General features: G+C 72.0%; 24 protein-coding genes and 1 riboswitch. Of the genes, 10 read left to right on the plus strand and 14 right to left on the minus strand.

Annotated elements, in window-relative coordinates; all coding sequences use genetic code 11:
- Window positions 1-82: 82 nt before the first annotated feature.
- From V6V47_RS11085 to pdhA, 4 genes are all read right to left on the minus strand, one after another.
- On the minus strand, window positions 83-1762 hold the full coding sequence (locus V6V47_RS11085; protein WP_334628024.1) for a right-handed parallel beta-helix repeat-containing protein: 1680 nt from the start codon (window positions 1760-1762) through the stop codon (window positions 83-85).
- 96 nt (window positions 1763-1858) lie between these two features.
- Window positions 1859-3259 carry a dihydrolipoamide acetyltransferase family protein gene (locus V6V47_RS11090; RefSeq protein WP_334628025.1) on the minus strand — a complete coding sequence of 467 codons (1401 nt, stop codon included), beginning with the start codon at window positions 3257-3259 and terminating at the stop codon, window positions 1859-1861.
- Complete coding sequence (locus V6V47_RS11095) at window positions 3256-4272, minus strand: alpha-ketoacid dehydrogenase subunit beta (protein ID WP_334628175.1); 1017 nt, start codon at window positions 4270-4272, stop codon at window positions 3256-3258. The genes V6V47_RS11090 and V6V47_RS11095 overlap by 4 nt, the downstream gene beginning before the upstream one ends.
- The gene (pdhA, locus tag V6V47_RS11100) at window positions 4269-5432 is read right to left on the minus strand and encodes a pyruvate dehydrogenase (acetyl-transferring) E1 component subunit alpha (protein WP_334628026.1); all 1164 of its coding nucleotides are present in this window, start codon (window positions 5430-5432) and stop codon (window positions 4269-4271) included. The genes V6V47_RS11095 and pdhA overlap by 4 nt, the downstream gene beginning before the upstream one ends.
- A 105-nt stretch (window positions 5433-5537) precedes the next feature.
- Here pdhA and V6V47_RS11105 point away from each other — a divergent pair, with 105 nt between their 5' ends.
- Entirely contained in the window at window positions 5538-6044 is a 507-nt protein-coding gene (locus V6V47_RS11105) for an Lrp/AsnC family transcriptional regulator (RefSeq protein WP_442934212.1), read from the plus strand.
- A gap of 13 nt (window positions 6045-6057) precedes the next feature.
- Here the strand turns inward: V6V47_RS11105 and V6V47_RS11110 are convergent, their stop codons facing one another.
- Window positions 6058-7029, minus strand: coding sequence for a DNA polymerase domain-containing protein (locus tag V6V47_RS11110; RefSeq protein ID WP_334628027.1), 972 nt, complete (start codon window positions 7027-7029; stop codon window positions 6058-6060).
- Window positions 7030-7049: 20 nt separating this feature from the next.
- Entirely contained in the window at window positions 7050-7376 is a 327-nt protein-coding gene (locus V6V47_RS11115) for a hypothetical protein (protein ID WP_334628028.1), read from the minus strand.
- 169 nt (window positions 7377-7545) lie between these two features.
- On the opposite strand from V6V47_RS11115, the gene V6V47_RS11120 reads away from it, so the two are divergent.
- From V6V47_RS11120 to V6V47_RS11135, 4 genes are all read left to right on the plus strand, one after another.
- Window positions 7546-8259 carry a histidine phosphatase family protein gene (locus V6V47_RS11120; protein WP_334628029.1) on the plus strand — a complete coding sequence of 238 codons (714 nt, stop codon included), beginning with the start codon at window positions 7546-7548 and terminating at the stop codon, window positions 8257-8259.
- Complete coding sequence (locus V6V47_RS11125) at window positions 8243-9112, plus strand: NAD(P)H-hydrate dehydratase (RefSeq protein ID WP_334628030.1); 870 nt, start codon at window positions 8243-8245, stop codon at window positions 9110-9112. Before V6V47_RS11120 ends, V6V47_RS11125 begins: the two co-directional genes overlap by 17 nt.
- A 73-nt stretch (window positions 9113-9185) precedes the next feature.
- Window positions 9186-9686: a hemerythrin domain-containing protein gene (locus V6V47_RS11130; RefSeq protein ID WP_334628031.1), complete on the plus strand. Its 501-nt coding sequence runs from the start codon at window positions 9186-9188 to the stop codon at window positions 9684-9686.
- Window positions 9687-9817: 131 nt separating this feature from the next.
- Window positions 9818-9909, plus strand: a riboswitch (ZMP/ZTP riboswitch).
- 18 nt (window positions 9910-9927) lie between these two features.
- A complete protein-coding gene (locus V6V47_RS11135) occupies window positions 9928-11364 on the plus strand; it encodes a glycine hydroxymethyltransferase (RefSeq protein WP_334628032.1) in 1437 nt (478 codons plus the stop codon).
- Window positions 11365-11679: 315 nt separating this feature from the next.
- On the opposite strand, the gene V6V47_RS11140 is transcribed toward V6V47_RS11135, so the two are convergent.
- The 6 genes from V6V47_RS11140 to V6V47_RS11165 all read right to left on the minus strand — a co-directional run bounded on the left by V6V47_RS11140 (window position 11680) and on the right by V6V47_RS11165 (window position 17956).
- Window positions 11680-11931, minus strand: a complete 252-nt coding sequence (locus tag V6V47_RS11140; RefSeq protein ID WP_334628033.1) for a hypothetical protein — start codon at window positions 11929-11931, stop codon at window positions 11680-11682.
- Window positions 11932-12005: 74 nt separating this feature from the next.
- Entirely contained in the window at window positions 12006-13334 is a 1329-nt protein-coding gene (locus V6V47_RS11145; protein WP_442934213.1) for an aminotransferase-like domain-containing protein, read from the minus strand.
- 3 nt (window positions 13335-13337) lie between these two features.
- A complete protein-coding gene (locus V6V47_RS11150; RefSeq protein ID WP_334628034.1) occupies window positions 13338-14441 on the minus strand; it encodes an alpha-hydroxy acid oxidase in 1104 nt (367 codons plus the stop codon).
- Window positions 14434-15390, minus strand: coding sequence for an alpha/beta hydrolase (locus tag V6V47_RS11155; protein WP_334628035.1), 957 nt, complete (start codon window positions 15388-15390; stop codon window positions 14434-14436). Before V6V47_RS11155 ends, V6V47_RS11150 begins: the two co-directional genes overlap by 8 nt.
- A gap of 9 nt (window positions 15391-15399) precedes the next feature.
- Window positions 15400-16611: a cytochrome P450 gene (locus V6V47_RS11160; protein ID WP_334628036.1), complete on the minus strand. Its 1212-nt coding sequence runs from the start codon at window positions 16609-16611 to the stop codon at window positions 15400-15402.
- 67 nt (window positions 16612-16678) lie between these two features.
- Window positions 16679-17956 carry an SGNH/GDSL hydrolase family protein gene (locus V6V47_RS11165; protein WP_334628177.1) on the minus strand — a complete coding sequence of 426 codons (1278 nt, stop codon included), beginning with the start codon at window positions 17954-17956 and terminating at the stop codon, window positions 16679-16681.
- A gap of 255 nt (window positions 17957-18211) precedes the next feature.
- Between V6V47_RS11165 and V6V47_RS11170 the strand changes: the two genes are divergently transcribed.
- Window positions 18212-19774, plus strand: coding sequence for a class I adenylate-forming enzyme family protein (locus V6V47_RS11170; RefSeq protein WP_334628037.1), 1563 nt, complete (start codon window positions 18212-18214; stop codon window positions 19772-19774).
- Entirely contained in the window at window positions 19771-20985 is a 1215-nt protein-coding gene (locus V6V47_RS11175; RefSeq protein WP_334628038.1) for an MFS transporter, read from the plus strand. The genes V6V47_RS11170 and V6V47_RS11175 overlap by 4 nt, the downstream gene beginning before the upstream one ends.
- Window positions 20986-21068: 83 nt before the next feature.
- Here the strand turns inward: V6V47_RS11175 and V6V47_RS11180 are convergent, their stop codons facing one another.
- Complete coding sequence (locus V6V47_RS11180; RefSeq protein WP_334628039.1) at window positions 21069-22076, minus strand: ArsR/SmtB family transcription factor; 1008 nt, start codon at window positions 22074-22076, stop codon at window positions 21069-21071.
- 56 nt (window positions 22077-22132) lie between these two features.
- Between V6V47_RS11180 and V6V47_RS11185 the strand changes: the two genes are divergently transcribed.
- From V6V47_RS11185 to V6V47_RS11195, 3 genes are all read left to right on the plus strand, one after another.
- A complete protein-coding gene (locus V6V47_RS11185; protein WP_334628040.1) occupies window positions 22133-22921 on the plus strand; it encodes an SDR family NAD(P)-dependent oxidoreductase in 789 nt (262 codons plus the stop codon).
- A 33-nt stretch (window positions 22922-22954) separates the two neighbouring features.
- Complete coding sequence (locus V6V47_RS11190) at window positions 22955-24262, plus strand: MFS transporter (RefSeq protein WP_334628041.1); 1308 nt, start codon at window positions 22955-22957, stop codon at window positions 24260-24262.
- Window positions 24263-24358: 96 nt separating this feature from the next.
- Window positions 24359-24523 carry a hypothetical protein gene (locus tag V6V47_RS11195; RefSeq protein ID WP_334628042.1) on the plus strand — a complete coding sequence of 55 codons (165 nt, stop codon included), beginning with the start codon at window positions 24359-24361 and terminating at the stop codon, window positions 24521-24523.
- Between the two features lie 97 nt (window positions 24524-24620).
- On the opposite strand, the gene V6V47_RS11200 is transcribed toward V6V47_RS11195, so the two are convergent.
- Complete coding sequence (locus V6V47_RS11200) at window positions 24621-26495, minus strand: hypothetical protein (RefSeq protein ID WP_334628043.1); 1875 nt, start codon at window positions 26493-26495, stop codon at window positions 24621-24623.
- Window positions 26496-26805 lie beyond the last annotated feature (310 nt).

Here is a 26805-nt window from a genome sequence, read left to right on the forward strand (position 1 = left end):
CGGGCCGGCCCCCCACCCGCCGGGGGCGGCGGGCGAAGAACCCCCCACCCCCCCCGCCGGCTGCCGTCCACCCGTCTGCCGTTCAGCCCCAGGCGCTGTCGTCGTGGTTGTCGCGCCAGCGTCCACCCACCGGCGGGGTGTCCAGCCGCATCCCGTCGTCAGCGTTGCCGGCGAGGTCGTTCGACTCGACCCGGCAGTCCACGCAGCTGCCCCGCTCGGTGATCCACAGCCCGTGGGTCTGGGTCGGGGTGTCGTGGTTGTCCCAGATCCGGTTGCCCCGGATGGTGGCCGAGTCGAACGCCGCGGCGATGGCGATCCCGGCCCGTCGTTCAGGGGCGGCCGACAGCTCGTACCGGTAGCCCGGCGGCGGGACATGCCCGCTCCACGCGGTCAGCGCGTCGGGACGGACGGGGGCGAGGGTGAGTTCGTCGCCGCTGTTCGAGGCGACCATGGCGACCGCCTTGCCCACCCGCAGGACCTTGCCCCGGTGCCCGTCGTGTGCCCAGTTCGCCCCCCGGTCCACCAGGGACCGCTCGTTGTAGCGGACGGTCTCGCCGACACCGCCGGCGGCCTGCGCGTACTGCCGGCCGTTGTTGCGGATCCGGTTGTTCAGCACCACGGCGTCGATCATCGGATGGTCGATGCGGATGGCGTCCAGCCCGTTGCCCCAGAACTCGTTGCTCTCGATCACGATGTCCCGGATCGGGCCCTGGTAGCCGCGCCCGAGGTCGTGCGAGTGGTAGCCGTGCTGACCGTTCCCGCTGATCCGGTTGCCTCGGACGGTGTACGGGCCCGCGGTGTTGCCCAGGCTGACGCCGTCGCGGATGTTGTCGTCGATCACGCAGTCGGTGAGCAGCCCACCGGTGCCGGCCACGCCGGAGGTGCCGCGCGCGGAGACGTCGAAGCCGGTCTCCAGGTTGCCGGTCATGGTGCAGGCGGAGACGATCAACCCGTCCGCGCCCCAGTCCGAGATGCCGAACCGGTTCCCCTGGCTGTGGCAGCCGATGATCCGGTAGCCGCGCGGCGGAGCCCAGTAGTCCTTCTGCAGCTCGAGGAAGATCCCGTTGGTGCCGTTGGCCAGGGTGGTGCAGTTGGCGATGGTCAACCGCTCCACCGCGCCCCAGCCGCCGATACCCACGCCGATCCCGGCGCCGCCGATCTGCTCGCCGTTGTCCAGGCGACCGCAGCCGACCACCACCACGCCGTCGATCAGGCTGTCCTGGAGGAAGTCGCAGCCCAGCCCGGTGGCCGCGGTGTGGTGGATGTAGAGGTTGCGGAACACGCCCCGGACCACGTACTGGAGGCCGAGGCCCTTGGCCAGGTAGTTGTACTCGGCCATCGCCACACCGGAGCCGTCGATCTCGAAGTCGGCGAAGGTGCAGTCGGCGATGTGCCGGGCGCGGTCGGCGCCGTGCTGGAGCGTGGTCCAGAACGCCAGCGGGGTCGGAGCGGAGCGGTCGCCCTCGTTGCTGAGCAGGAAGCGGGTCGCGGCCGACCCGGCCCCGATCAGTGAGACGCCGCTGCGCCACACCGTGCCGGCGTCGCGGATCGAGTAGATGCCCGGTGGGCAGTAGATGACCCGGGCCCGGCCGTCCGCGAGGTAGGCGGCACCGAGCCGGTCCACCAGGGCGGCCAGCGCCGGCTGGTCGTTGGTCGCGCCGTCGCCGGTCAGGCCGTACTCCAGCGCGTTGCAGTAGAACGGCGCGCCGGCCAGGGCTGGTCGTCGCTCGCGGACGTGGTTGGGAAGCACCTCGTACAACACGGGGGCGACTTCCCGCGTACCGGTCCGGGAAACCCCGGGTGCGCGCGCCGGCCCCGGCGCCGCACGGGGCAGCGCCGGGGCCGGGGGTACGCCGCGTCAGACGGCGGCGATCAGCAGCGCCGGCCGTTCCACGCAGTCGGCGACGTGCCGCAGGAAGCCACCGGCCACCCCGCCGTCGCAGACCCGGTGGTCGAAGGTGAGGCTGAGCTGGGTCACCTTGCGGACGGCGAGCTGGCCGTCGACCACCCACGGCTTGTCCACGATCCGGCCCACCCCGAGCAGCGCCGCCTCCGGGTGGTTGATGATCGGCGTGGAGCCGTCCACGCCGAACACCCCGTAGTTGTTCAGGGTGAAGGTGCCCCCGGTCAGCCGGGCCGGTGGCAGGGTGCCCGCCCGTGCCGCAGCGGTGGTGGTCGCCAGTTCGGCGGCCAGCTCGGCGGTGGTGAGCCGCTGGGCGTCGCGCAGCACCGGCACCAGCAGGCCCCGGTCGGTCTGCGCGGCGATGCCCAGGTGCACCCCGGCGGACTGGACGATCCGCTGCCCCTCGGTGTCGACCCGGGCGTTGAGCTGGGGGAACCTGCGCAACCCGGAGAGGCAGATCCGGGCCAGCAGGGCCAGGATGCTCACCGGCGCGTCCGGCGTCGCCGCGTTGATCGCCGCACGGGTGTCCAGCAGACCGGTGGCGTCCACGTCGACCCAGATGGTCACCTCGGGGATCTCCCGCCGGCTGCGGGAGAGCTTGTCCGCGATCGCCTTGCGGACACCGGTGAGCGGGATGATCGTGTCGCCGTCTTCGTCGGGACCCGACGCGACCTGCGGGACCGGCACGGCGGCGAGCCGAGTGGCGGGTACCGCCAGGGCCGCCTCCACGTCGGCGCGGCGGATGACGCCGCCGGGGCCGGTGCCGCGTAGCGAGGTCAGGTCCAGCCCACGCTCCCGGGCCAGCCGCCGAACGATCGGCGAGATGACCAGGGCGGCCGCCGCCGACGTCGGACGAGCCGACGCGGCGACCGGAGCACCGCCGCCGGCCGGGCCGGAGACGCCGACCGGGGTGGTCCCGCCGGTCGGGGTGGAGACGCCGGTCGGGGTGACGTCGGTCGGCTCGGGGGCCAGCGCGAGACGGGGGCGGCGCCGACGGCGGGTGGCGCCGCCGTGCCCGGTGCCGTACCCGATCAGCACGTTGCCGGAGCCGGCCCGCTCCTCCTCGCGGTAGGTGGCGTGCCCGGCCGGCTCGTCGCCGCCGTCCAACGGCGCGATGGTGATCAACGGCTGGCCGACCGGGCGGACCTCGCCGGCCGCGCCGTGCAGGGTGACCACCCGGCCGGCGTACGGGCAGGGCACGTCGACGACGGCCTTGGCGGTCTCCACCTCGACCACGCTCTGGTCGACCGTCACCACATCGCCCACGGCGACCCGCCACTCGACGATCTCGGCCTCGCTCAGCCCCTCGCCCAGGTCCGGCAGGAGGAAGACCTGCGTCCGCTCGACGGTGGTCATGCCGCGCTGCCCTGCGCCAGCCAGCGCTGGTCCGGCTGGTCGTCCCACTGGAGCCGGGCCACCGCGTCGAGCACCCGGTCAACCCCGGGCAGATGGGTGTGCTCCAGCATCGGCGCCGGGTACGGGATGTCCAGCCCGGCCACCCGCAGCACCGGGGCGTGCAGGGCGTGGAAGCAGCGCTCCTGCACGCGGGCGGCGATCTCCGCGCCGACACCCGCGAAACCGGGCGCCTCCTGGATCACCACGCACCGGCCGGTACGACGGACCGAGGCGGTGATGGTGGCATCGTCGAACGGCACGATGGTGCGGACGTCCACCACCTCCAGGTCCCAGCCCTCCTCGCGGGCGGCCTCGGCGGCCTCGAGCGCGACCGGCACCGCGGGCCCGTACGCCACCAGCGTGGCGTCGGTGCCGGGCCGACGCACGACGGCCCGGCCGAACGGCTCGGTACGCGTCGGCAGCTCCGCGTCGGCGCTGCCGAAGTAGAGCTTCTTGGGCTCCATGAAGACCACCGGGTCGGGGTCGTCGATCGCCTCCCGCAGCAGCGAGTACGCGTCCTCGACGGTCGCCGGGGTGACCACCTTCAGGCCGGGGGTGTGCGCGTAGTACGCCTCGGAGGAGTCGCAGTGGTGCTCCACCCCGCCGATCCCACCGGCGTACGGCACCCGGATGACGATCGGCACGCTCAGCGCGCCCCGGGTCCGGTTGCGCAGCTTGGCGACGTGTGAGGCGATCTGCTCGAACGCCGGGTACGCGAACGCGTCGAACTGCATCTCGACCACCGGCCGCAGCCCGGACATGGCCAGACCCACGGCGAACCCGACGATGCCGGCCTCGGCGAGCGGGGTGTCGAAGCACCGCTTGTCACCGAAGCGGGCCTGCAGGCCGTCGGTGATCCGGAAGACGCCGCCGAGCTGACCGACGTCCTCACCGAAGACGACCACCCGGTCGTCGGCGGCCAGGGCGTCGGCGAGCGCGGCGTTGAGCGCCTTCGCCATGGTGGTGGCCATCAGTGCCCACCTTCCTCGTCGGCGGCGGCCAGCTCGGCGCGGACCTGCTCGCGCTGCTCGACCAACTGCGGGGTGGGTTCGGCGTACACGTGCTCGAAGAGGCTCAGCGGATCGACCGTCGGCTGGTCGTTCATCCGGGTCCGCAGCTCCGCCGCGGACGCCTCGGCCTCGGCGGCGATCGCGGCGATCTTGGCATCGTCGAGCACGCCCCGGGCCCGCAAATAGGTCTCCAGCCGGGCGACCGGGTCCCGGTCACGCCACGCGTCGACCTCGGCGCCGTCGCGGTAGCGGCTGGCGTCGTCGGCGTTGGTGTGCGGCTCCATCCGGTAGGTGTGCGCCTCGACCAGGTACGGCCCCTTGCCGGCCCGGGCGTGCGCGACCGCGCGGGTCAGCACGGCGAGCACCGCCACCGGGTCGTTGCCGTCGACCTGCTCGCTGGGCACCCCGTAGCCGACGCCCTTGTACGCGAGCGACGGCGCGGCGGTCTGCCGGGACAGCGGGACGCTGATCGCGTACTTGTTGTTCTGCACGAAGTAGACCACCGGCGCCTTGAACACGGCGGCGAAGTTGATCCCCTCGTGGAAGTCACCCTCGCTGGTCGCGCCGTCGCCGATGAAGGCCAGCGCCACGGTGTCGCGACCCTGGTACGCCTCGCCGTAAGCCAGCCCGGCGGCGTGCACGCACTGGGTGGCGAGCGGGGTGCACTGGGGTGCGGTGTGCACGGCGGTCGGGTCGTAGCCACAGTGCCAGTCGCCGCGCAGCAGGGTGAGCACCTCGACCGGGTCGATGCCTCGGGCAACCAGCGCCATCGATTCGCGGTAGGTGGGGAAGACCCAGTCGGTGTCCCGGACCGCGAGCACCGCGCCGACCTGGCACGCCTCCTGGCCTCGGGAGGACGGATAGACGGCCAGTCGACCCTGCTTGGTCAGTGCCGTCGCCTGGGTGTCGAACCGGCGGCCGAGCACCATCCGGCGGTACATCTCGTGCAACGCCTCGAGGGGCGGCTCCGGATAGTCGGTACGGGCGGCCAGCAGCGTGCCGCTCTCATCGAGCAGGCGGACCGGCGCGGAGTCCGGCAGCAGCGGGCGCGCCGGGTCGGGCGGGGTGGCCGCCCGGCGGGTGCGCGGGGATGCCCTGCGGACCGCCTGGGGTGTCGTGGTCACGGCGGAACCTCCTGGGACGTGTGGTGGGCCTATGCTTCTCCTGTCGGATGATTGACTCAAGATTCACGCGCAAGGCGGGACGGTTGGCATGCGGAGGACGCGTCGGTGAGCCAGGAGGCCGCAGACGGGCCAGGTCGGGCGACCGGGACGGGACGATCGGCCCGCGCCCTGGACGAGGTGGACCGACGGATCCTCGACGAGCTGGTCCGCGACGGGCGGACGTCGGTACGCACCCTGGCGGAGCGGATCCACATCTCCCGCACCAACGCGTACGCCCGGGTGGAGCGGTTGCTGCGCGACGGCGTGGTCACCGGCTTCCGGGCCCAGGTGGCGCCGGAGGCGGCCGGGCTGGGCACCTCGGCGTACGTCGCCCTGACCATCGAGCAGAACACCTGGCGGGAGGTCTCCGCCGAGCTGGCCCGGGTGCGCTACATCGAGCACGCCGCGCTGCTGGGCGGTGACCACGACGTGCTCGCGCTGGTCCGGGCACCGGACAACGCCGCGCTGCGGGATGTGGTGCTGGGCCGGGTGCAGAGCATTCCGGGGGTGCTGTCCACCCGCACCTGGCTGGTCTTCGAGGAGTTCGACGGGGCTGGCAGCCCCTGGGCGTGACGGGCGGGGCCGCTCAGCGCTCGGGCGGAGCCTCCAGCGCCTCCCGATCGGCCAGCTCCAACAGCGGCTCCAGCGAGTGCCGGTCGCCGTCCAGGCCGGCGTGCGGGTCGCCCCGCTCGGCGAACCGGGCCGGCAGGGACAGCACGTCGAAGTCCTCCGGCCGGGCGTCGTCCAGCTCGGCCCAGTCGAGCGGCGCCGACACCAGTGCCCGCGGCGTCGGGCGGATCGAGTACGCCGAGGCCATCGTGTGGTCGCGGGACATCTGGTTGTAGTCGACGAAGACCGGCCGGTCCCGCTGCTCGCGCCACCAGGTGGTGGTGACCAGCTCCGGCAGACGGCGCTGCATCTCCCGGCCCAGCGCGAGCACCGCCCGGCGGCAGTCGCCGAAGCTCCACCGCGGCTCGATCGACACGTACACGTGCAGGCCCCGACCGCCGGTCGTCTTCGGATAGCCGGTCATGCCCAGCTCGGCGAGGAACGCCCGCACCTCCCGGGCCACCGGCACCACCTGCTCGAAACCGACGCCCGGCATCGGGTCGAGGTCGATGCGCAGCTGGTCGGGGCGCTCCACGTCGGCGGAGCTGACCGGCCACGGGTGGAAGCGCAGGGTGCCCAGGTTGGCCGCCCAGATCACCACGGCCAGCTCGCTCGGCGCGACCTCGTCGGCGGTACGACCGCTCGGGAAGGTGATGTGCGCGGTGCGCACCCAGTCGGGCGCGCCCGCCGGCAGTCGCTTCTGGTAGAAGGCATCGCCCCGGTTGGTCTGCCGGGTGGCGATCGTCGCGCCCTCGAACACACCGCGCGGCCAGCGCTCCAGCATCGTCGGCCGATCCCGCAGCGCGCGCAGGATCCCGTCACCGACCGACAGGAAGTAGTTGACCACGTCGAGCTTGGTCAGCCCGCGCTCCGGAAAGTAGGGCTTGTCGGGGCTGGAGACGCGGACCAGCCGCTCCCCCACCTGGATCTCCTCCGCCGCCGTGGCCACGCCCCGAGGGTACGCGGCGGTCAGGTGATCAGCAGGGCACCGACCACGATCAGTGGCAGCCCGACGAAGAGGAAGATCCCGACACCGGTGAGCACCCGTCCGCCGCCGGCCTCCTCGCGTTCCGGAGCGACCCCGAAGGTGGCGCGGGGGCCCATCATGCCGATCCGGCTCAGCGTCAGGTCGCCGGTCACCCCGAGCAGCGCGCCCACCACCATCAGCGCCATCCCCAGTCGGACGACGTAGTCGCCGCCGGCCACCGCGACCCAGACCCCGGCCGCGACCGCGACCACCACCGCGGCGATCACGAACAACATCAGCGCTTCCCGCAGACCTCGGACGACCGTCACCCTCGACCACACCCCTTGTCTCGGGGGCCCGGCCGCCCCGGACGGACATTGTTCCCCATCGAGGTGTCCTGGCGCTGTCCCGAAACCGACGACGTTCACCACGTCGGCGGGGGCCCGATTACCGGATGCTCGGGCCCGGTAAGGGTGGCGCCAGGCCCAACTGGCAACCTTGTGGATCATTCGACACGGCGAGAGCACGGCGAACGTGGCGGCGACGCAGGCCGAGTCGTCGGGCGTGGACCTGATCGGAGTCACCCACCGGGACGCGGACGTACCACTCTCCCCGACCGGCGAGGAGCAGGCCCGGGCCACCGGCCGCTGGCTGGCCGAACTGCCCGCGGGCCGGCGCCCGGACGTGGCGGTGGTCTCGCCGTACCTGCGGGCGGTGCGCACCGCCGAGCTGGCGCTGCACGGCAACGGAGTTCCGGTGAGCCGGGACGAGCGCCTGCGCGACCGGGAGCTGGGCATCCTCGACGGCCTGACCGGCCACGGCGTCCGTCGGCGGTTCCCGGACGAGGCCGAACGCCGGGCCCGGCTGGGCAAGTTCTACTACCGGCCACCGGGCGGGGAGTCCTGGACCGACGTGGCGCTGCGGCTGCGGACGCTCCTCGGCGACCTGCGCCGCGACCACGCCGGTGAGCGGGTACTGCTGTTCGGCCACGACGCGCTGGTCTTCCTGCTGCGCTATCTCGTGGAGGGGCTGACAGAGCAGGAGCTGATGGCACTCACCCAGGAGCACGTGATCGCCAACTGCTCGGTCACCGACTGGTCCGCCGACGCGCGGGGCCGGCTGACACTGGGTGGGTTCAACGAGGTCGGCCACCTGCACCGGCAGGGCGCCCAGCCGACGAAGGAGGACGAGATTCATGCCGAACCGGTCTGAGGTGCGAGTGATCACGCCGGGGCTGTTGCGCGACTGGGCGCTGCCCGTGCCGGTCGGCGGCAAGGAGAGCCGGGGCACCGTACTCGTGGTCGGCGGTTCCCGTTTCACACCCGGCGCGGTGCTGCTCGCCGGGGTGGCCGCGCTGCGCGCCGGCGCGGGGGTGCTCCAGCTCGCTGCCGCCGAGTCCACCGCGGCCGCACTGAGCATCCAGGTGCCCGAGGCGCTGGTGATCGGGTTGCCGGAGACGTCGGCCGGCACGGTCGCCGCCGACCGGGCTGGCCAGCTCGGCGAGTTGGCTGGGCAGGCCGACGTGGTGACCCTCGGTCCCGGGTTGACCGGTATCGACGAGACCCGCGATCTGCTGCACCTCGTGCTGGACGCGGCGGGGCCACGCACCCCGGTGGTGCTCGACGCGTACGCCCTCGGCGCGCTCAGCCACGAGCCGGGGCTGCTGGCCGGCACGGGTCGGCCGGTGGTGCTGACCCCCAACATCACCGAGGCCGGTCACCTGCTCGGCCGGGACCCGGGCGACGACCTGGACGCCGAGGCCGCCGAGCTGGCTGGCCGGTACGAGGCGGTCGTCTCGCTCTACGGCCACGTGGCCGCACCGGACGGGCGGGGGTGGCGGGAGGAGAGCGGTGATGCCGGGCTGGGCACCTCCGGCAGCGGGGACGTGCTCGCCGGCTTGCTGGCCGGGCTGCTCTCCCGGGGCGCGGAGCCGGTGCAGGCCGCCTGCTGGGCGGCGTTCGCCCATGCGGTGAGCGGCCAGCGGCTGATCCCCCGCTACGGCCGGATCGGTTTCCTGGCCCGGGAACTGCTCGACGAGATCCCCCGCACCCTGGCCACCGTCTAAATTCATCCCGTTTGCGCAGTTCGGAGCCGGGGTACCGGATCGACACCAGACGAGATCCAGGGAGGTCATGCCGGTGTCCACCGATGCCATCGTCCTGCTCAAAGAGGACCACAAAGAGATGCGCCGCCTGTTCAAGGCCTTCCAGGACGCCGAGGAGGGGCCGGCGAGCCAGCGCCAGAAGCTGGTGGGACAGATCCTGGAGGCCCTGACCGTGCACACCTACCTCGAGAACGAGGTGATGTACCCGGAGGTCCGCCGGCTACTGCCCGACCTGGAGGACGACATCCTCGAGTCGTACGAGGAGCACCACGTGGCTGACATGCTCTGTTTCGAGCTGGCCAGCATGGACGCCCACGACGAGCGCTTCACCGCCAAGACCACGGTGCTGATCGAGAACGTCACGCACCACGTCGAGGAGGAGGAGCAGGAGTGGTTCCCCAAGGTGCGCGAGGCGCTGGGCCGCAAGCAGCTCCAGGAGATCGGGGAGAAGATGATCGCGCTGCGCCCGGACGCGCCGCGTACCCCCACCGAACCCAAAGCGATCAAGAAAGCGGTCGATGCGGTGACCGCCTGAACGCGCGTACAACGAGGGGCCCGGCACCACGCCGGGCCCCTTCGGCATGCCCGGTCACGGACCGCCAGACCACCTCGGCGGGTCGTGTCCCGAGGTCGGGCCGGGCACGGCCGGGTCGGCCCGGTAGGATCAGCGCGGGCCGTTACTGGCGCATGGAGATGGAGAACCATCGGGGAGCGGTCCCGTCACGAGGACGTTGTTGCCGAGCGCCTGGGCCTTCCGCACGTCTGTAGGAGGTCGCATGTCGCGAAACGCCGAGTCCACCGCCTTCCGGAGCGCCCTTGAGGTGATCCGAGCCGTCGAGCCGCGGGTGGCCGACGCCATCGGCGCCGAGCTGACCGACCAGCGTGAGTCGCTCAAGCTCATCGCCAGCGAGAACTACGCCTCCCCGGCGACCCTGCTGGCCATGGGCAACTGGTTCAGCGACAAGTACGCCGAAGGCACGGTCGGGCGCCGCTTCTACGCCGGCTGCCAGAACGTCGACACCGTCGAGGCGCTCGCCGCCGAGCACGCCCGGGAGCTGTTCGGCGCCGCGCACGCGTACGTGCAGCCGCACTCCGGCATCGACGCCAACCTGGTCGCGTTCTGGGCGGTCCTGGCCGACCGGGTGGAATCCCCCGCGCTGAAGAAGGCGCAGGTCCGTCAGGTCAACGATCTCACCGAGGCGGACTGGTTCGCGCTGCGCCGCGAGCTGGGCAACCAGCGGATGCTCGGCATGTCGTTGGACGCCGGCGGTCACCTGACCCACGGCTTCCGGCCGAACATCTCCGGCAAGATGTTCGACCAGCGCAGCTACGGCACCGACCCGGCGACCGGCCTGATCGACTACGACCGGCTGGCCGAGGCCGCCCGCGAGTTCAAGCCGCTGATCCTGGTGGGCGGCTACTCGGCGTACCCCCGGAAGGTGAACTTCCGGATCCTGCGCGAGATCGCCGACTCGGTCGGCGCCACCTTCATGGTCGACATGGCGCACTTCGCCGGCCTGGTGGCCGGCAAGGTGTTCACCGGCGACTTCGACCCGGTGCCGCACGCGCACATCGTCACCACCACGACCCACAAGTCGCTGCGCGGGCCACGTGGTGGCATGGTGCTCTGCCAGCCGGAGCTCGCCGACCAGGTCGACCGGGGTTGCCCGATGGTGCTCGGCGGCCCGCTGCCGCACGTGATGGCCGCCAAGGCGGTCGCGCTCGCCGAGGCCCGCAGACCCGACTTCGCCGACTACGCGCAGCGGATCGTGACCAACGCGCAGGCCCTCGCGGAGGGGCTGCTGCGCCGGGGCGCGAAGCTGGTCACCGGCGGCACCGACAACCACCTGGTGCTGATCGACGTGTCCGGCTACGGGCTCACCGGGCGGCAGGCCGAGCAGGCTCTGCTCGACTCGGGCATCGTCACCAACCGCAACTCGGTCCCGCAGGACCCGAACGGGGCCTGGTACACGTCCGGCATCCGGATCGGCACCCCGGCGCTGACCACCCGGGGGCTGGGCACCGCCGAGATGGACCAGACCGCCGAGCTGATCCACGCCGTGCTCACGCAGACCACCGCCGGCGCCAACGCCGACGGCACTCCCTCCAAGGCCAAGTACGTCCTGGACCCGGCCCAGGCCGACAAGATCTCCCGCCAGGCCGCCGACATCCTGGCCCCGCACCCCCTCTACCCCACGGTAGACCTGACCTGACCTGACCTGACCTGACCTGACCTGACCTGACCTGACCTGACCTGACCTGACCTGACCTGACCTGACCTGACCTGACCTGCCCCAACCCGCCCTGCCCCGCCCGTCGCCCCCGCCGCCCGCCCATCGCCCCCGCCCGTCGCCCTCCGCCCGTCGCCCCCGCCCGTCGATCTAGGGCGGATCGCTGTCGTTGAAGATCGATCAGCGAGGATTTCCCCTAGATCGACGGGGTGGGGGGCGGGCCGGGACGGGGGCGGGCCGGGACGGGGACGGGCGGGGGCGGGGGCGGGGCGGGGCGGGGCGGGGGCGGGGCGGGGGTTAGACCAGGGGGCGCTTCAGGTGGTAGCGGTGGACTTCGGTGCTGCCCTGGACGTTGTTCACGTCTTCGGCGGCGGACACCAACTCCCAGCCTTCCCGGCCGGCGCGGTTCAGGTGCGCGATGGCCGTATCGCCGAAGGCGGTGATGTCCGTGCGCGACCCGTCCGGGGCGTACCAGTGGAACGAGACGTGAAAATTGCGGCCCTGTCCCTGATAGCGGCGGACGAGCAAGGCGTACTCCCAGGCAACCATGCGGACATTATGACCGTCCACGCAGGACGACGTAACGCAGCTGTCGCGCTTTGCCATCCGGTGAATGCGGTGTGTCAGGCCAGCGAGCTGATCAGCTCGTCGCTGATCAGGTGCGCCAGCCGGTCCAGCCCGAGGTCGATCTGCTCCGGCGTCACCGCACTGACCGACAGGCGCAGCGCGCACACCGGGGCGTTGTCGTCGTAGAAGTGCGCCATCGGCGTCCAGAGCACCCCGTAGTCGCGCGCCGACCGGTCCAGCAGCGCGTCGTCGACTCCGAACGGCACGGTCACCACCACGAAGAAGCCACCGGCCGGCACCGTCCATCGAACCGCCGACGGCCGGTCCGGTCGGTCGGGGAACCGCCGGGCCAGCCCGGCCACCAGGTGGCGGAGATTCCGGGCGTACGTGGCCCGCTCCCGAGTGTTGGCCGGCACAAGGCTGCACCCGTGCTCCAGCAGCCGGCCGCCGATCACCGCCTGCGCGATGGGTGAGGTGTTCAACGTGACCATGCTCTTGATCATGGCGAGCTGGTCCGCGAGCGGGCCGACCCGACCGTCCGAGCCGGCCACCCGCTGGTCGGCGATCACGTAGCCGACCCGTGCTCCGGGCAGGACGGTCTTGGCGAACGAGCCCAGGTAGACCACCCGCCGCTCGGTGTCCAGGGCCTTCAGGGTGGGCGGGCGCGGCCCCTCCTCGACGTGGAACAGCCCGTACGGGTTGTCCTCCAGCAGCAGCAGGTCCTCCTCGGCGGCCAGCGCCAGCAGCCTCCGACGGTCGGCCGGCGCGATGCTGACCCCGGAGGGGTTGGCGAAGTCCGGCATCAGGTAGCAGGCGCGGGGCCGCAGCCCCGCGGCCCGGGCCCGGCGGGCCTGCGTGCGCAGGTCGGCGAGGTCCACTCCGGACGCACTGCCGGCCACCGGCCACACCGGCAGATCGACCAGCCGGGCCGCGCCGGTCAGCCCGACATACGTCGGCGCGACCGCGAGCAGCACATCCGCCGGCCCGGCGCGCAGCGCCCGCAGCACCAGGAACATCGCCTCCTGGCACCCGACGGTCACCACGACGGACTCCGGGTCGACGGTGATCCCCTCGTCGACCGCGAGGTTGCGGGCGATCAGGTGGTGCACGATGCCCTTGGTCCGGCCGTATTGCAGCAGCAGCCGCCGGGCCTGCTCGGGCGAGTGGCCCAGCTCGTCGACCAGGTGCCGGTGGAACGTCTCCAGGTGCCGGTGCACCGCCGCCAGGTCGAAGAACTCCTCGTTCGGCCGGCCGGCGGCCAGGGACACCGCCGCGGGGTAGCGCTCGGACACCTCGTTGAGAAAGTTCATCGAGGTCAGCGCCGGATCGCCCAGCGCGGGGTGCAGGTCGGTGACGTTCAGGTCGACCGGTTCGAGGGCGCTCACCGATCAGCCCGCCCCGACCGTACGCAGCTCGCGGGCGGCCGCCGGGTCGGCGCAGCCGGCGAGGGTGAGCGCGTCGCGCAGCTCCGCGGCGAGCAGCCCCAGCGCGTCCTGCGCGGCGGGTCGACCGCCAGCGGCCAGCGCCCAGAGCAGCGGCCGACCGACCAGCACGCCGGCCGCGCCCAGGGCGAGCGCGCGCAGCACGTCGGTGCCGCCGCGGATGCCGCTGTCCAGCAGCACCTGGCAGCGGTCGCCGACCGCGTTCACCACCTCCGGCACCATGGTGACGCTGGCCGGAGCCCCGTCCAACTGTCGGCCACCATGGTTGGAGACGACCACCGCGTCCGCGCCGACGCGCGCCGCCTCGACCGCGTCCCGCGGGTCCAGCACCCCCTTCACCACGAGCGGCAGGTCGACGTACTCGCGCAGCCAGGCCAGGTCCGCCCAGCGCAGCGCCGGCGCGAACGCCTCCTCGGTGTGCGCGGCGATCGCGGACACCCCGGGAGCGCCGGCGTGCGCCAGGGCGTCCCGGCCGTCGGGCAGGTTCGCGGCGACCACGTCGGCGGGCAGCCGGAACGCGTTGCGCAGGTCCCGGGGACGCCGGCCGAGCACCGGGACGTCCACGGTGACCACCAGGGCTCGGCACCCCGCCGCCACGACCCGGTCCAGCAGGTCGCGCACGAGGGCCCGCTCGCGCAGCCAGTAGAGCTGGAACCACACCTCGGCGCCCGCGCCGGTGACCTGCTCGATGGGCGTACTGCCCAGCGTGCTGGCCAGGTAGGGCACCCCGGCCGCGCCGGCCGCCGCCGCGAGGCCCAGTTCGCCGTCGGGATGCACCAGGCGCTGGTACGCCATCGGCGCCACCCCGACCGGCATCGCGTACGGGCGGCCGACCAGCCGTGCGCTCAGGTCGACCCGGTCCACCCCGCGCAGCACGCGGGGCAGCACCGCGACCCGGTCCAGCGCCGCCCGGTTGGCGGCCAGCGTCACCTCCGCCGCGCTGCCTCCGTCGACGTAGTCCCACACGTCCGGCGCCAGCACCGCCCGGGCCCGCTCGGCGTAGTCGTCGAGCGACACCGCCGGCACGTCCGTCAGCAGATGCTCAGTCACCGCGCACCCCCGTACCCGGCGACCCGAACCGCTCCCGCAGGAACGCCGCCGCCCGGTCCTGCGCCCGTCGGCCGTCGGCGAACGCGCCGGGCATCGCGAAGAAGCCGTGGATCATCCCCGGGTAGTGCGCGAGTTCGGTGGGCACACCAGCGGCACCCAACCGCTCGGCGTAGCGCTGCCCCTCGGCGCACAACGGGTCCAACTCGGCGGTGACCACCAGCGCCGGCGGCAGGCCGGACAGGTCGTCGGCGAGCAGCGGCGAGGCCAGCGGATCGCGGGCCTGCGCCGGGTCGGCCAGGTAGTGCTTGCGGTACCAGGCCACCGAGTGACGGTTGAACAGCGTCGGGTCGTCGCCGTCGGTCGGAGTGGCCGGCTCCCCGCTCTGGTCGGTGTTGGGGTAGACCAGCACCTGCCCGGCGAGCCGAGGCGACTCGTCGCGGCAGAGCAGGGCGACCGCGGCGGCCAGGTTACCGCCGGCGCTGTCGCCGCCCACCGCGAGCCGATCCGGGTCCACGTCCAGTCGGTCGGGGTGCTCGGCGATCCACCTCGTGGCCGCATGGCAGTCCTGCACCGCGGCCGGAAAGGGGTGCTCCGGGGCGAGCCGGTAGCCGACGGTGACCACCTGGCAGGGCACCGCGTTGGCCAGCCTCCGGCAGATGCCGTCGGCGGTGTCCACGCTGCCGAGCGTCCACCCGCCGCCAAAGAAGTACACCAGGGTGGGCAGCGGTCCCGGGCCGGCCGGGCGGTACACCCGCACCGGCAGTTCACCGGCGGGACCGGGGATCCGCTCGTCGCGTACCCCGAAGACCGGCTCGACCGCGCCGCCGCCGGCGCGGATCGCGGCCAGGTCCGCGGCGCGCGCCTCGGCCAGGGTCTGCGCGTACAGCGGCGGGGTGCCGGCCGCGGCGCGGGCCGCCCGGTACGCCGCCACCTCCGGGTGCAGGGCCATGCGGGTCTCCTATCCGCCGGTGCTGATCAGCAGCTTGTCGATGCCGCGCAGGAAGAGGCTGCCGCTGTACGTCGGGGACTCGGTGACCGCCAACCGGGGGAACCGCGCGAACAGCCGGGGCAGGGCGAGGCAGCCCTCCAGCCGGGACACGGCCGCGCCGAGGCAGAAGTGCAGGCCCACTCCGAAGGCCAACGACGGCGGGCCGGGCCGGGTGGGGTCGAAGGTGTCCGGGGCCGGGAAACGCGCCGGATCCCGGTTGGCCGCCCCGATGATGATCAGGACGTTGTCGTCGCGAGCCACCGGTACGCCCTCCAGCACGGTGTCCACCGGCGCCGCCCGGGCCAGGAAGTGCACCGGGCTCTCGAGTCGCAGCACCTCGTCGACACAACCCCGGGTCAGCTCCTCGTCACCGGGCAGCGCGGCGACCGTCTCCGGGTGGGCCAGCAGCAGCGGCAGACCGTTGCTGAACATGTAGACGGTGGTGACGAAGCTGGCGTTGAACAGCACGATCAGGTTGCTGATCAGCTCCTCCTCGGTCAGCTCCACCCCACCCGCGTCGAGCGCCTCGACCAGGCCGGTGATCAGGTCCTCCCCGGGCGACCGGCGGCGGTGTGCCAACAGCCCTCGATAGAAGACCCGCAGCTCCTCGGCCGCGGTGTTGGCCGCGGCCAGCCGCTGCGGAGTCTTTCCGGCCACGTCCAGGAACTCGTCGATCCGCTCCACCTGCTCGCGGTACCAGGCCAGGTCCGCCGACGGGATGCCGATGAACTCGGCCATCACCAGGGCCGGAATCGGGTACGCGAAGTCGGCCACGAAGTCGACGACGCCGCCGCCGGCGTCGGCCATCCGGTCCAGCAGCTCGTCGACCACCCGCAGGATCACCGGTTTCAGCGCGCCCAGTCGGCGCGGGGTGAAGGCGTGGGAGAAGACGTGCCGCATCCGGGTGTGATCGGGTGGATTGATGAACATCATCGAGGTCTGGAAGGTGCGCAGGATCTCGTGGTCCTGCCAGCCCGGCGGCGGCTGCTTGGTCCACTCCGGATCGCGCAGCAGCCGGTCGATCAGGTCGTAGCCGACCGCCACGGCGGCCACCGTACGGTGCTCGGCGCGGGGCGGCACCGCGCTGGCCGGACCGAGCCGGTGCAGGCCGGCATACCACGGGTACGGATCCTGTCGGCCCTCCTCGCTGTACAGGGCGGTGAGTAACTCCTGAACCTCCACGACGATCTCCTCCCCAGGATGTCGGTGACCGGGGGCGGCGAGGATCACCCGCCGCCCCCGGCCGGTGTCACAGGTCGAGCAACCGCAGCGACACGGCGTCGGCCAGCGCCTGGTTGCCGGCGTCGTTCGGGTGGATGTGGTCCCCCGAGTCGTACGCGGGCAGCAGCTGACTGGGTCGTGCCGGATCGCGCAGCACCTTGTCGAAGTCGAGCAGCCCGTCGAACTCGCGGCTACCCCGCAGGTAGGCGTTCACCGCCTGCCGGGTGGCCTCCTTCTCCGGCGTCCACACGCCCGGCGCGCCGTGCCCCTCGTACGGGGTCAGCGTGGCCACCAGGCTGGTCAGCCCGCGCTGCTGAAGCTGCTGGTTGATCTGCCGCAGGGTGGCGATGATCGCGTCAGCTGAGTCGTTGGACATCCAGATGTCGTTGATGCCGAGGTGCGTGACGACGGTACGCACCCCGGTCTGGGCGAAGACGTCCTCGTTGAGCCGGGCCGCCGCGTTCGGGCCGAGCTGGTAGTAGCCGGGGTAGGCGCCGTCACCCGGCTCGGTGCCCTCGTGGTTGAGCCGGTTTCCGGCCAGGCTCAGGTTGAGCACACCCGGGGTGCGCGCGTCCGGCCGGTCCGCCCGCAGCCGGTCGGCCAGCAGGTCGGGCCAGCGGCGGTTGGCGTTGACCGTGCTGCCGTTGCCGTCGCCGATGGAGTCGCTGAGCACGACCAGCGCGCCCGGGGTTGCGCGGCGCTGCACGTCGATGCCGGACAGGAAGAACCAGCAGCAGGTGGGGCGGATGGTGAACCCGGCGCCGTCGGCAGCCCCGGTCAGGTCGCCCGCACCGATGAAGTTGGCCTGCTGCGACTGCCCGTGGAAGGTCGTCGGCCCGGTCGGGGTCGGGAAGTGCAGGGTGACCACCAGGTCGCTGTCGTCCGCGACGGGGAAGGTCAGCGGGTCGCTGAGCAGCTCGGCGCCCCGGTTCATGGTCGCCGAGGCGGCACCCGTGAAGGTCAACGCGCGCAGCGAGAACGGGTCGATGTCGGAGACGTCCTCGACGGTGGCGGTGTTCGGGCGGGCGACGGTGGCCCGGCCCACCCGGACCGCCTGCTCGCCGAACAGGTTGCTCAACCGCACCCGCAACGCCGGGCCCCCGACCGAGACGTGGACGACCATCCGGACGCTCTGGTCGTTCAGGCCGGTGTTGGTGAGCCCGACCGAGTTGCCGCGGGTGACCGCGGTGGCCCAACTGCCCGCCCAAACGGAGCGGTCGTGCCGGTTGGTGGTGGACCCGGTCGGGCCGGCGCTGGCGACGACGGCGGGTGTGCCCGTGACCAGCAGCGTGGCCGCGGCGGCGATGACATGCCATCTCTTCGGGGTCGACATGGAACCTCCATCGTGTGGCAGCCCAGGGCCGTCCGCTGACGGCGCCCGCCTGGACGATGGTTGAGAAACCTAGCCGCAGCCGTTCACGGGCGTCAATCAACCTGATCGACGTGATCAAATGTCCGGCGGGCCGCTCGGATCGCCCTTCGGCCGGGTTCCGACCAGCACCTTCCGGCCTAGGCTCGCAAGCGGCGGCGGTGCGGTCGCCGATCGGATGGGGGCTGTCACATGACTGTCGGACCCGGGCACACGACGACCTACGTGCACAGGGCGCTGGACCTCTTCGCCGAGTTCGGCGACCGGGAGGCGTTGGTCGGCGGGGGCCGCCGGCTCACGTACACGGAGGCCGCCGCGCAGGTACGCGCGATGGCCGCGACGCTGACCCGACAGGGCGTACGGCCCGGGGCGGCGGTCCTGGTGACCGTGGCCAACGCGGTCGAGGGTCCCCTGCTCCAGCTCGCCCTGCACCTGATCGGTTGCCGGACGATGTGGGTCGCCCCGGTCACCGCCCGCCGCGAGGTCGACGAGTTCATCCGGCTGGCCCGTCCCGACGCCCTGGTCTACGACGCTCGGGACCCGGCGAGCCTCGGCCCGGCCCTGGCCGCCGCGCTGCCCGGCACGCCGGTGTGCTGCCTGGGCGCGGGCGGCGCCGGCCCGGACCTCACCGCCGCCGACACCGACCTCGCCGAACTGCCGGCGGTCGTGCCGCCGCCGGAGTCGTTCCTGCAGACCAGCGGCACGACCGGCAGCCCCAAGCTGGTGCACCACCGGGAGAGCTTCTACGCCCAGATCCTCACCCTGGCCGCGGAGTTCCGGGCCGCCGGGTTCCCGCTGCTGCGGCACCTGTCGCACTCGCCGATGTGGCTGGCCAGTGGCCAGATCACCACGCTGTTCAACCTGTTCACCGGTGGGGTGCTGTTCCTGCGCGACGCCTGGGACCCGGTGGCGTTCGTGGACACCGTCCAGCGGGAGCGGATCAACTCGACGTTCGTCACTCCACCGATGCTCTACGAGGTGCTCGACCACCCGGCGCTGGAGGGTGCGGACTTCTCCGCCATGTTCATGTTCAACGTGGGGGCCGGGCCCGCCGCGCCGGCCCGGCTGCGCCAGGCCATCGCGCGCTTCGGCCCGGTGCTCCGCATCGTGTACGGCCTCAGCGAAGCCGTGATCATCACGGCGCTGCCGGGGTTGACCGACGATCCGGCGTACCCGCAGCGGTTGCGCTCCTGCGGTCGGCCCTACGGCGACGTCCGGATCGAGATCCGCGACGAGGACGGGACGGTGCTGGCGCCGGGCCGCGACGGCGAGGTGTGGGTGCGGACCCGGCTGAGCTTCGCCGGCTACCACGGCCAGCCGGAGCTGACCGCGCAGACGCTGGCCGACGGCTGGGTCCGTACCCGCGACATCGGTCACCTGGACGACGACGGCTACCTCTACCTGGTCGACCGGGCGGACGACAAGATTCTCACGCAGTTGCGGAGCTGGCCGATCTACTGCCGCCCGATCGAGGACGTGCTGGCCGGGCACCCGCAGGTACGGGCCGCCGCCGTGATCGGTGTGCCGGACGGGACGGCCGGTGAGGTCCCGTACGCGTACGTGGTGCCAGCGCCGGGCGCGACGGTGACCGCACGGGAACTGATCGACCTGGTCGCCGCCGAGCTCAACGAGATGTGGGCGCCGACCGAGGTGGAGTTCACCGACCGACTGCCGGTGAACCGGTCGATGAAGGTGGACAAGCGGGCACTGCGCGAGGAGTACGCGGCCCGCCGAGCGGCGGCGGTCGGGGCGTGACCCCCCGCCGGCAACTGATCGTCCTGGTCACCGCGGATCTGATCTCCAACCTGGGCAGCCGCATCTCGGTGGTGACCATTCCGTGGTTGGTGCTGGTCACCACCGGCAGCCCGACCAAGATGGGGTTGGTCGCGTTCGCCGAGACGTTGCCGTACCTGCTGTCCAGCGCGTTGGGCACGCCGTGGGCGGACCGGATCGGCCTGCGCCGCACCTCGATCCTGGCCGACGTGGGCAGCGCCGCCGTGATGCTGGTCGTCGCGCTGACCCCGTGGTTGGGCTTCACCACGCTGGTGGCGCTGGTGGCGGTGGCCGGCGCGCTGCGCGGCATCGGTGACCGGGTGAAGCACGTGATGTTCCGGCCGGTCGCCGAGGCGGCCGGGGTGCCGCTGATCCGGCTGACCTCGGCGTACGACGGCCTGAGCCGGGTGGTGACCCTGTTCGGGGCGGCCGTGGGTGGCCTGCTGATCGCCGGGTTCGGGGTGACCCAGGCGATCCTCATCGACGCGGCGAGCTTCGGGATCTGCGCGCTGCTGATCGGCGTCCTGGTCCGCGCACCGGCCGCACCGGCCCAGCCCGCGCAGCCCGAGAGCTACCTGCGTGCGCTGCGCGCGGGGTTCAGTTACCTGGGCCGTGACCGGCCACTGCTGACCATGCTGGTGGTCGTGTCGGCACTCAACATGGTGGCCAACGCCAGTGTCGCGGTCTACATCCCGGTCTGGGTGGCCCGGGAGTTGCACGGCCCGAGTGGGCTCGGCCTGGTGCTGGCGGCGTTCTCCGGGGGCGCGCTGCTGGGCAACGTGCTGTTCACCATGCTCGGCCCCCGGCTGCCCGGCCGGCTGACCTTCCTCGTCGGGGCGACGATCGCCGGCACGCCCCGACTGATCGCGCTGGCGATCAGCGACGAGCTACCGGTGGTGCTGGTGGTGACATTCCTGTCCGGGATCGGCATCGCGGCGGTCAATCCGCTGCTCGGTGTGGCGCTCTACGAGCGGGTGCCGCCGGAGTTGCAGACCCGGGTGATCGGCATCTCCGGTTCGCTGGCCTTCATCGGTCTGCCGGTGGGTGCGCTGCTCGGTGGCTGGTCGGTGGACGCGCTGGGCCTCACCCCGGCACTGCTGGCCATGGCGGTGGCCTGTCTGCTGGTCACCGCGTCGCCGCTGCTGGCCCGCACCGCCCGCCCGACCACTCCTGCACAACCGACACCCGCCTGACGCGGTCGCAGACCGGCTACGGCCCGCTGCCATCGTGACCGTCGGATGTGGGTGCCTCAACCTGCCGCACCGCGGGGACGATGTCAATCCGACAGTGCCGGGGCGCCGGCGGGCTGCGGGCCGACGAGGTGGTCGCCGAGCGAGCTGCGTCGGTACAACACATGCCGTCCATCCCGGACCCGGGTGATCAGGGCCGCCCCGTGGAGGACCCGAAGGTGCTGGGACACGGCACTGGGCGTCACCGTGAGCCGACGAGCGATCTCCACCGTCGCCAGCGGCTCCTCGAGCATGCCGAGCAGGCGCGCTCGTGGCACGCCGATGAGCGCCGAGAGTGCCCTCGCGTCGGGGATCGGAGCCGGGGCCCAGAGTGTCGCCACACCACGGCAGGGGTAGCTCAGCATCGGTGCGTCCGTCGCGCTGACCGGCGGAGCGGGTTTGTGGGCGAACACCGACGGCACCAACAACAGCCCTCGACCGGACGCCACGACGCGGTGCCGGCCGATCATCTTGTCGATGTGCAGCACTCCGTCGTGCCAGCGCAGGTTCGGATGCATGTCGGCGAAGAGCAGTCGCGCGCCGCCCACCGCCAGTTGCCGGGCACGGTAGGTCATGTCCGCCTCCAGCACGAGGCGGATGGGTGCCCAGGTCGGCTTGATGGCAACCTCCCAGTACCGCCGCAGAACGTCACAGATCGCATCGCGGAGCGCGAGGACGGGCGCGTCGTCGTCCGCGACGATCTCCCGGAGAATCTCCGGAGGCCGGCCACGCGGGTACACCGCCAGCACGTCGCGGCGTACCAGATCCGCCGGCGTCCGGCGTACGGCCGCCAGTTCCTCCTCGAAGGTCGGGGCCAGCTTCGTCGGTCGGGGCGTCAGAAAATCCGGGATGCTGCGGGCCGGCCCGACCAGGGACCTCAACAGGTCGACGTCGAGCGTGTCGAGTCTGCCGAGAACGGCCCGGCGCCATGGCAGGTGCAGCGCGTACAGGCCGGGCTCGCGCAACACCCGCAGGCTGAGCACGGTCTCGTGGATGGGCGAGATGGCGAACCGGGTGTCCGCGAGATCCTCGACGCCAAGCTCGATGCTGATCATTAAGCTGGAGGCTACATCGTTTGGCGGCCACCGACCCGTGCGGTGGACTTCCAGTCATGACACAAAAGATCAACATGACCGACGCGACCAATCGGCTGGGCACGGCGATCGTCACGGGTGCGGCCCGCGGCATCGGCGCCGGGGTGGCCAGGCGTCTGGCGCGCGACGGCCTCGCGGTCGCCGTGGTCGACCTCGTCGAGGAAGACTGCGCGGGCACCGTGGAGGCCATCACCCGCGACGGCGGTACAGCGCGGGCGTACGCCGCCGACGTCAACGACGAGACCGCCGTGGCCACTGTCGTCGCTCGGATCGCCGCCGACTTGGGAGCACCGACGGTGCTCGTCAACAACGCCGGCATCGGCGGCCCCAACGCCGGCGTCGAAGAGACCAGCACCCAGCAGTGGGACGCGGTCACCGGGGTCAGCCTGCGCGGAGCGTTCTTCCTGACCCGGGCCGTGACCCCATACATGATGGCGGCCGGCTGGGGACGGATCGTCAACATGTCGAGCATCTCCGCACTCGGCGATTCCGGCCGCGTTGACTACGCCGCCGCGAAGGCCGGTCTGATCGGCTTCACCAAATCGCTCGCGCTGCGGCTCGGGAAGCACGGCGTGACGGCGAACGCCATCGGGCCAGGCTTCGTGGTCAGTGACATGACCAGGGTCGGGGCCCAGCGGCGGGGCCGCAGCTTCGAGGAGCACCAGCGGATCGTGGCGCAGACCATCCCGGTGCGCCGGGTCGGCCAGCCCGAGGACATCGCGCACACCGCGTCGTACCTGGTCAGCCCCGAAGCCGGATTCGTCTCCGGCCAGGTTATCTACGTCGCTGGCGGGCCGGTGGACTGACATGGCCAACGATCTCGAAGGCGGAGGTGCGGCATGAGCCGCCGACTCATTCTGCTGCTGGCCGTCACGTGCGGCGTCGCCGTCGGCAGCATCTACTTTCCACAGACGATCAGCCCGTTGGTCGCCTCCGGCCTGGGGGTCAGCCCCGACTCGGCCGCGCTGGTGGTGACGGCGACGCAGTTCGGCTACGCGGCCGGGATCTTCCTCCTCGTGCCGCTCGGCGACCGGCTCCCGCACCGGCCGCTGATCGTCACCCTGCTCGGCCTCACCGGGGCGGGGCTGCTCGCCGCGAGCCTCGCACCCGCGCTGCCGCCACTCGTCGGTGCGGGCGCCCTCGTGGGGGTCACCGCCGTGGTCGCGCCGATCATCGGTCCGATGGCCGCCGGCCTGGTGGCTGACGACCAGGGAGGTCGGGTCAGCGGCACGCTGCTGAGCGGCTCGATCGGCGGCATGCTGCTGTCCCGGACCGCCGCCGGGACCATCGGCGACTGGCTGGGCTGGCGGGCCCCCTACCTGGTGGCCGCGACGATCGTGCTGCTCATCGCCGTGGTCATGGCCCGCGTACTACCCACGACACGCCCGCCGTCCGGGCACCGGTCCCGGTACCCGGCGCTGGTGACCGAGTCGTTGCGACTGCTGCGTACGGAACCGGAGCTGCGTCGCTCCTGCTTCTACCAGGCGACCGTGTTCGCCGGCTTCTCCGCGGTCTGGACCGGCGTCGCGCTGCTGCTGACCGGCCCGACGTACGGCCTCGGCGCACCCGCGGTAGGGGTGCTCGCGCTGGTCAACGCGGCGACGATGCTCTGCACGCCACTCGCGGGACGGCAGGTGGACCGCCGGGGGCCGGACGCGGTCAATCTGATCTGCCTGGTCACGGTCGTCGCGTCGAGCGTCGTGCTCGCGTTCGGCGGCCTCGGCGGGGCGCTGGGCCTCGCGGCCCTGGTGCTGGGCACGTTGCTCCTCGATGTCGGGATGCAGTCCAGCATGGTCGCCAACCAGGTGCGGATCTACGCCCTGCGCCCCGGGGCGCGCAGCAGACTCAACACCGCTTACATGACGTGTGGTTACCTTGGCGGCAGCATGGGCTCCTGGCTCGGCGCCACCGCCTACACCCACCTTGGCTGGCTGGGCGTGTGCACCGTGCTGGCACTGCTCGCCGTGGCCGCCCTGGCCCGCCACCTGACGCACCCGCTCGCACGCGGCCGCGAGCAGGTGTCCCCACTCCTGGCCCGCACTCTCCAACCCGAAGCCGGCACCCGTGTTCACCTGGTCGGGGAACTGCGTTGCGGGGTGCGACGGGGTCGCGGGGTGCGACGGGGTTGCGCGGGCTCGGTCGGATGAGCGCAGACCCCCCGGCGCCGGTGCCAGCCGGGCTGCCTTCCGTGACGCCATCGACGTCGACGCGGCCACGGCGTCGCCCAGCCGGACCTGACCGTCATGATCACCGAGCATGGCGGCAACCCGGTCGACTTCGTCCTGCCCCGGGCCGACACGGTGAAGATCGGCTGGCAGCTCTACCAGGGCGGCCCGACACCGGACCACTTCGACCTGTGGCTGGACGACATCGCCCTCGCCACGAACCGGGTCGGCTGCGGACGCTGACCGCTACGCCCGCCCCTCCTGTGCGCGGAGCCGCGCTCCGGGGCATGCCCGTATCACCGCGGGGTACTGCCCCAAAGTGATACGGGCATGCGACGTTCTAGCCGGCCTGGTACGTGATGGTGGGCGCCCAGATGACGGTGTCGAAGGCCGTGTCGCCGTTGGAGTTGACGTGGAAGGCCAGCACGTCCCCCTTGGCGACGGTGATGTCGACTGGCTGGAAGGCGTGCACGGTGTCCGGGGCGAGAGCCTGGTAACCGGCGGTGGGCCAGAGTGGGGTGCCTCCTCTCGCGATACGTACACCGACGCCGTTGCCGCCGGGCCCCAGCCGGATGCCGCCCATCGCGGCGTCGACGCGTACGGTTCCGTCGCGGGGAGCGGTCCAGGTCCGTACGGAGTCCCGGCCACCGTCGGCGGGGTGCTGGGTGTAGGAAGTAGCCATCAGGAACGTGGCCGATCCGTTCCACCGGTACCTATCGGCGTCCCAGCGCAGGTCGGTGTACCCGCCGGACGACGTGTACTCGGCGTAGCGCCAGCCGTTCTCGCCCTGCTTGTTGGTGAAGCCGGTACTGGCGTCGAAGGTGTTCCCGTCGAAGCCGGCGCTGTTGAGCGTCACCTTCTGCCGGTACAGCCACCGCCAGTTCGCCGGCAACTCGGCCTCGGGTAGTCCGATCGTCCTCGCCCGGTAGCTGTAGTAGACGTAGAAGGACTGGCCGACCACACCATTGTCGGTGCCGTCGACGTTGACGATCGTTTGGTAGGGCGAGAGGGTCTCCTCCCGCTCCCACCTGCCCGTCTGGATCCAGGACGGTACGTCGTAGCTGACGGCGTCGTCCGACGTCGCCAGATACACCCCCTTGCCCGCCCCGTGGTTGTACGAGCTGAGCAGATACTTCCCGAGGTACGTGCTGTACGCGGCGTCGCCGTGCGTCATGTAGAAGTGGTTCGGACTGAACGGCAGCACGGGCGTGGCTCTGCCGTGCATTCCCGGCTCGTTCCATGCCCCGTTGTGGTACTTCCACCACGGGCTGACCTCGCCGCGTTTCGCCGCCGCGAGCACCTCAGCGACGGGTGCGCGGGCCACGTGCTCCGCCCCCTCTTCGAAGTAGGCGTAGAAGTAGCCGTCCCGGACCACGTACGGCACGCCGCCGATGTTGATGTTGTGTCCGGTGTCCTTGACCTCGTGGCCAATGGTGTAGCCGAGCTTCTGGAAGGTGTTTCCGCCGTCGGTGGAGTAGGCGAGACCGAGCACCCACCAGCCGGTGGCCGCGACGTCGGCGGACTCGATGTGACAGAACGCCAGGATGTGCCCCTCCGGCGTCTCGTAGGTGTTGGCGATCCACCACTTGCCGGCCAACCCGCGCGGGTTGGTGTACCGGTTGCCGTTGTACACGGGCGTCTGCGCCGGCTGCTGGAGCGTGCCCCGGAACTTCTGGATCACGTCGCCGCTCGAGTGGTAGAAGTCAAGGTTCGTCCCGTTGGGTACGACCGACAGGCTCGCGTCTTGCGCCAGGGTTATGCCCACCCGCTGGTAGTCGGCCGGCGCCATCACCACCTCGGCCTGGTCGAGGGTGAACTTGGGCTCGAAGTCGTAGCTGATCCGGGGATCCCAGGACAGGGTGTCGTATCCCGAGTTGGCACCCTGGTTGACATGGAAGTAGAGGCGGTCGCCGGCTGCCACGTTCGTGGTGAGCACATGCTGGGTGGTGAATCCTGGCCGGATGACCTGGGCGTCGGCCGACGGCCAGATCTTGCTCAATCCCCCCGCGCTGCTCATCCGGATGAAGGTGCGTACGCCGTCGCTGTCCCGGGTGTCGAGGCCGTGGTCCATGACGCCGCGCACGGCGATCCGACCGCTGCGGGGTGCCTGCCAGACGATGACCGAGTCGTTGCTGTCCGGGTGCACCCAGTCGCGGGTGATGATGCAGAACGTGCAGTTCCCGCGCCAGCCGTCGCGTGACGCGTCCCACGTCATGTTGGAGTATGTGGATCCGTTCCACTGCTGGTAGGACCACTGGCTGTCGCCCTGCACGGAGGAAAAACCGGCCGAGAACCTGTAGTCGTTGATGATGATGGGCTCCTGGGTTGCCGGCACCGGACGGTGCACCGCGCCCGACGCCGATGGCGCACCCAAAACGGGTAGTAGAGCCAGGAGCAGGATGCTGACGGACAGCCTCGCTGCCACGGCAACCCAGTGACGGTCTCTCGTTCGACGCACGGTGGTTCCTCTTCTCGGTTCCGACATCGATCACGACGATAGGGCGCGCACACCGATTGCGTGGCCC

The organism is Micromonospora sp. CPCC 205539 (assembly GCF_036906815.1).
GTDB lineage: Bacteria > Actinomycetota > Actinomycetes > Mycobacteriales > Micromonosporaceae > Micromonospora.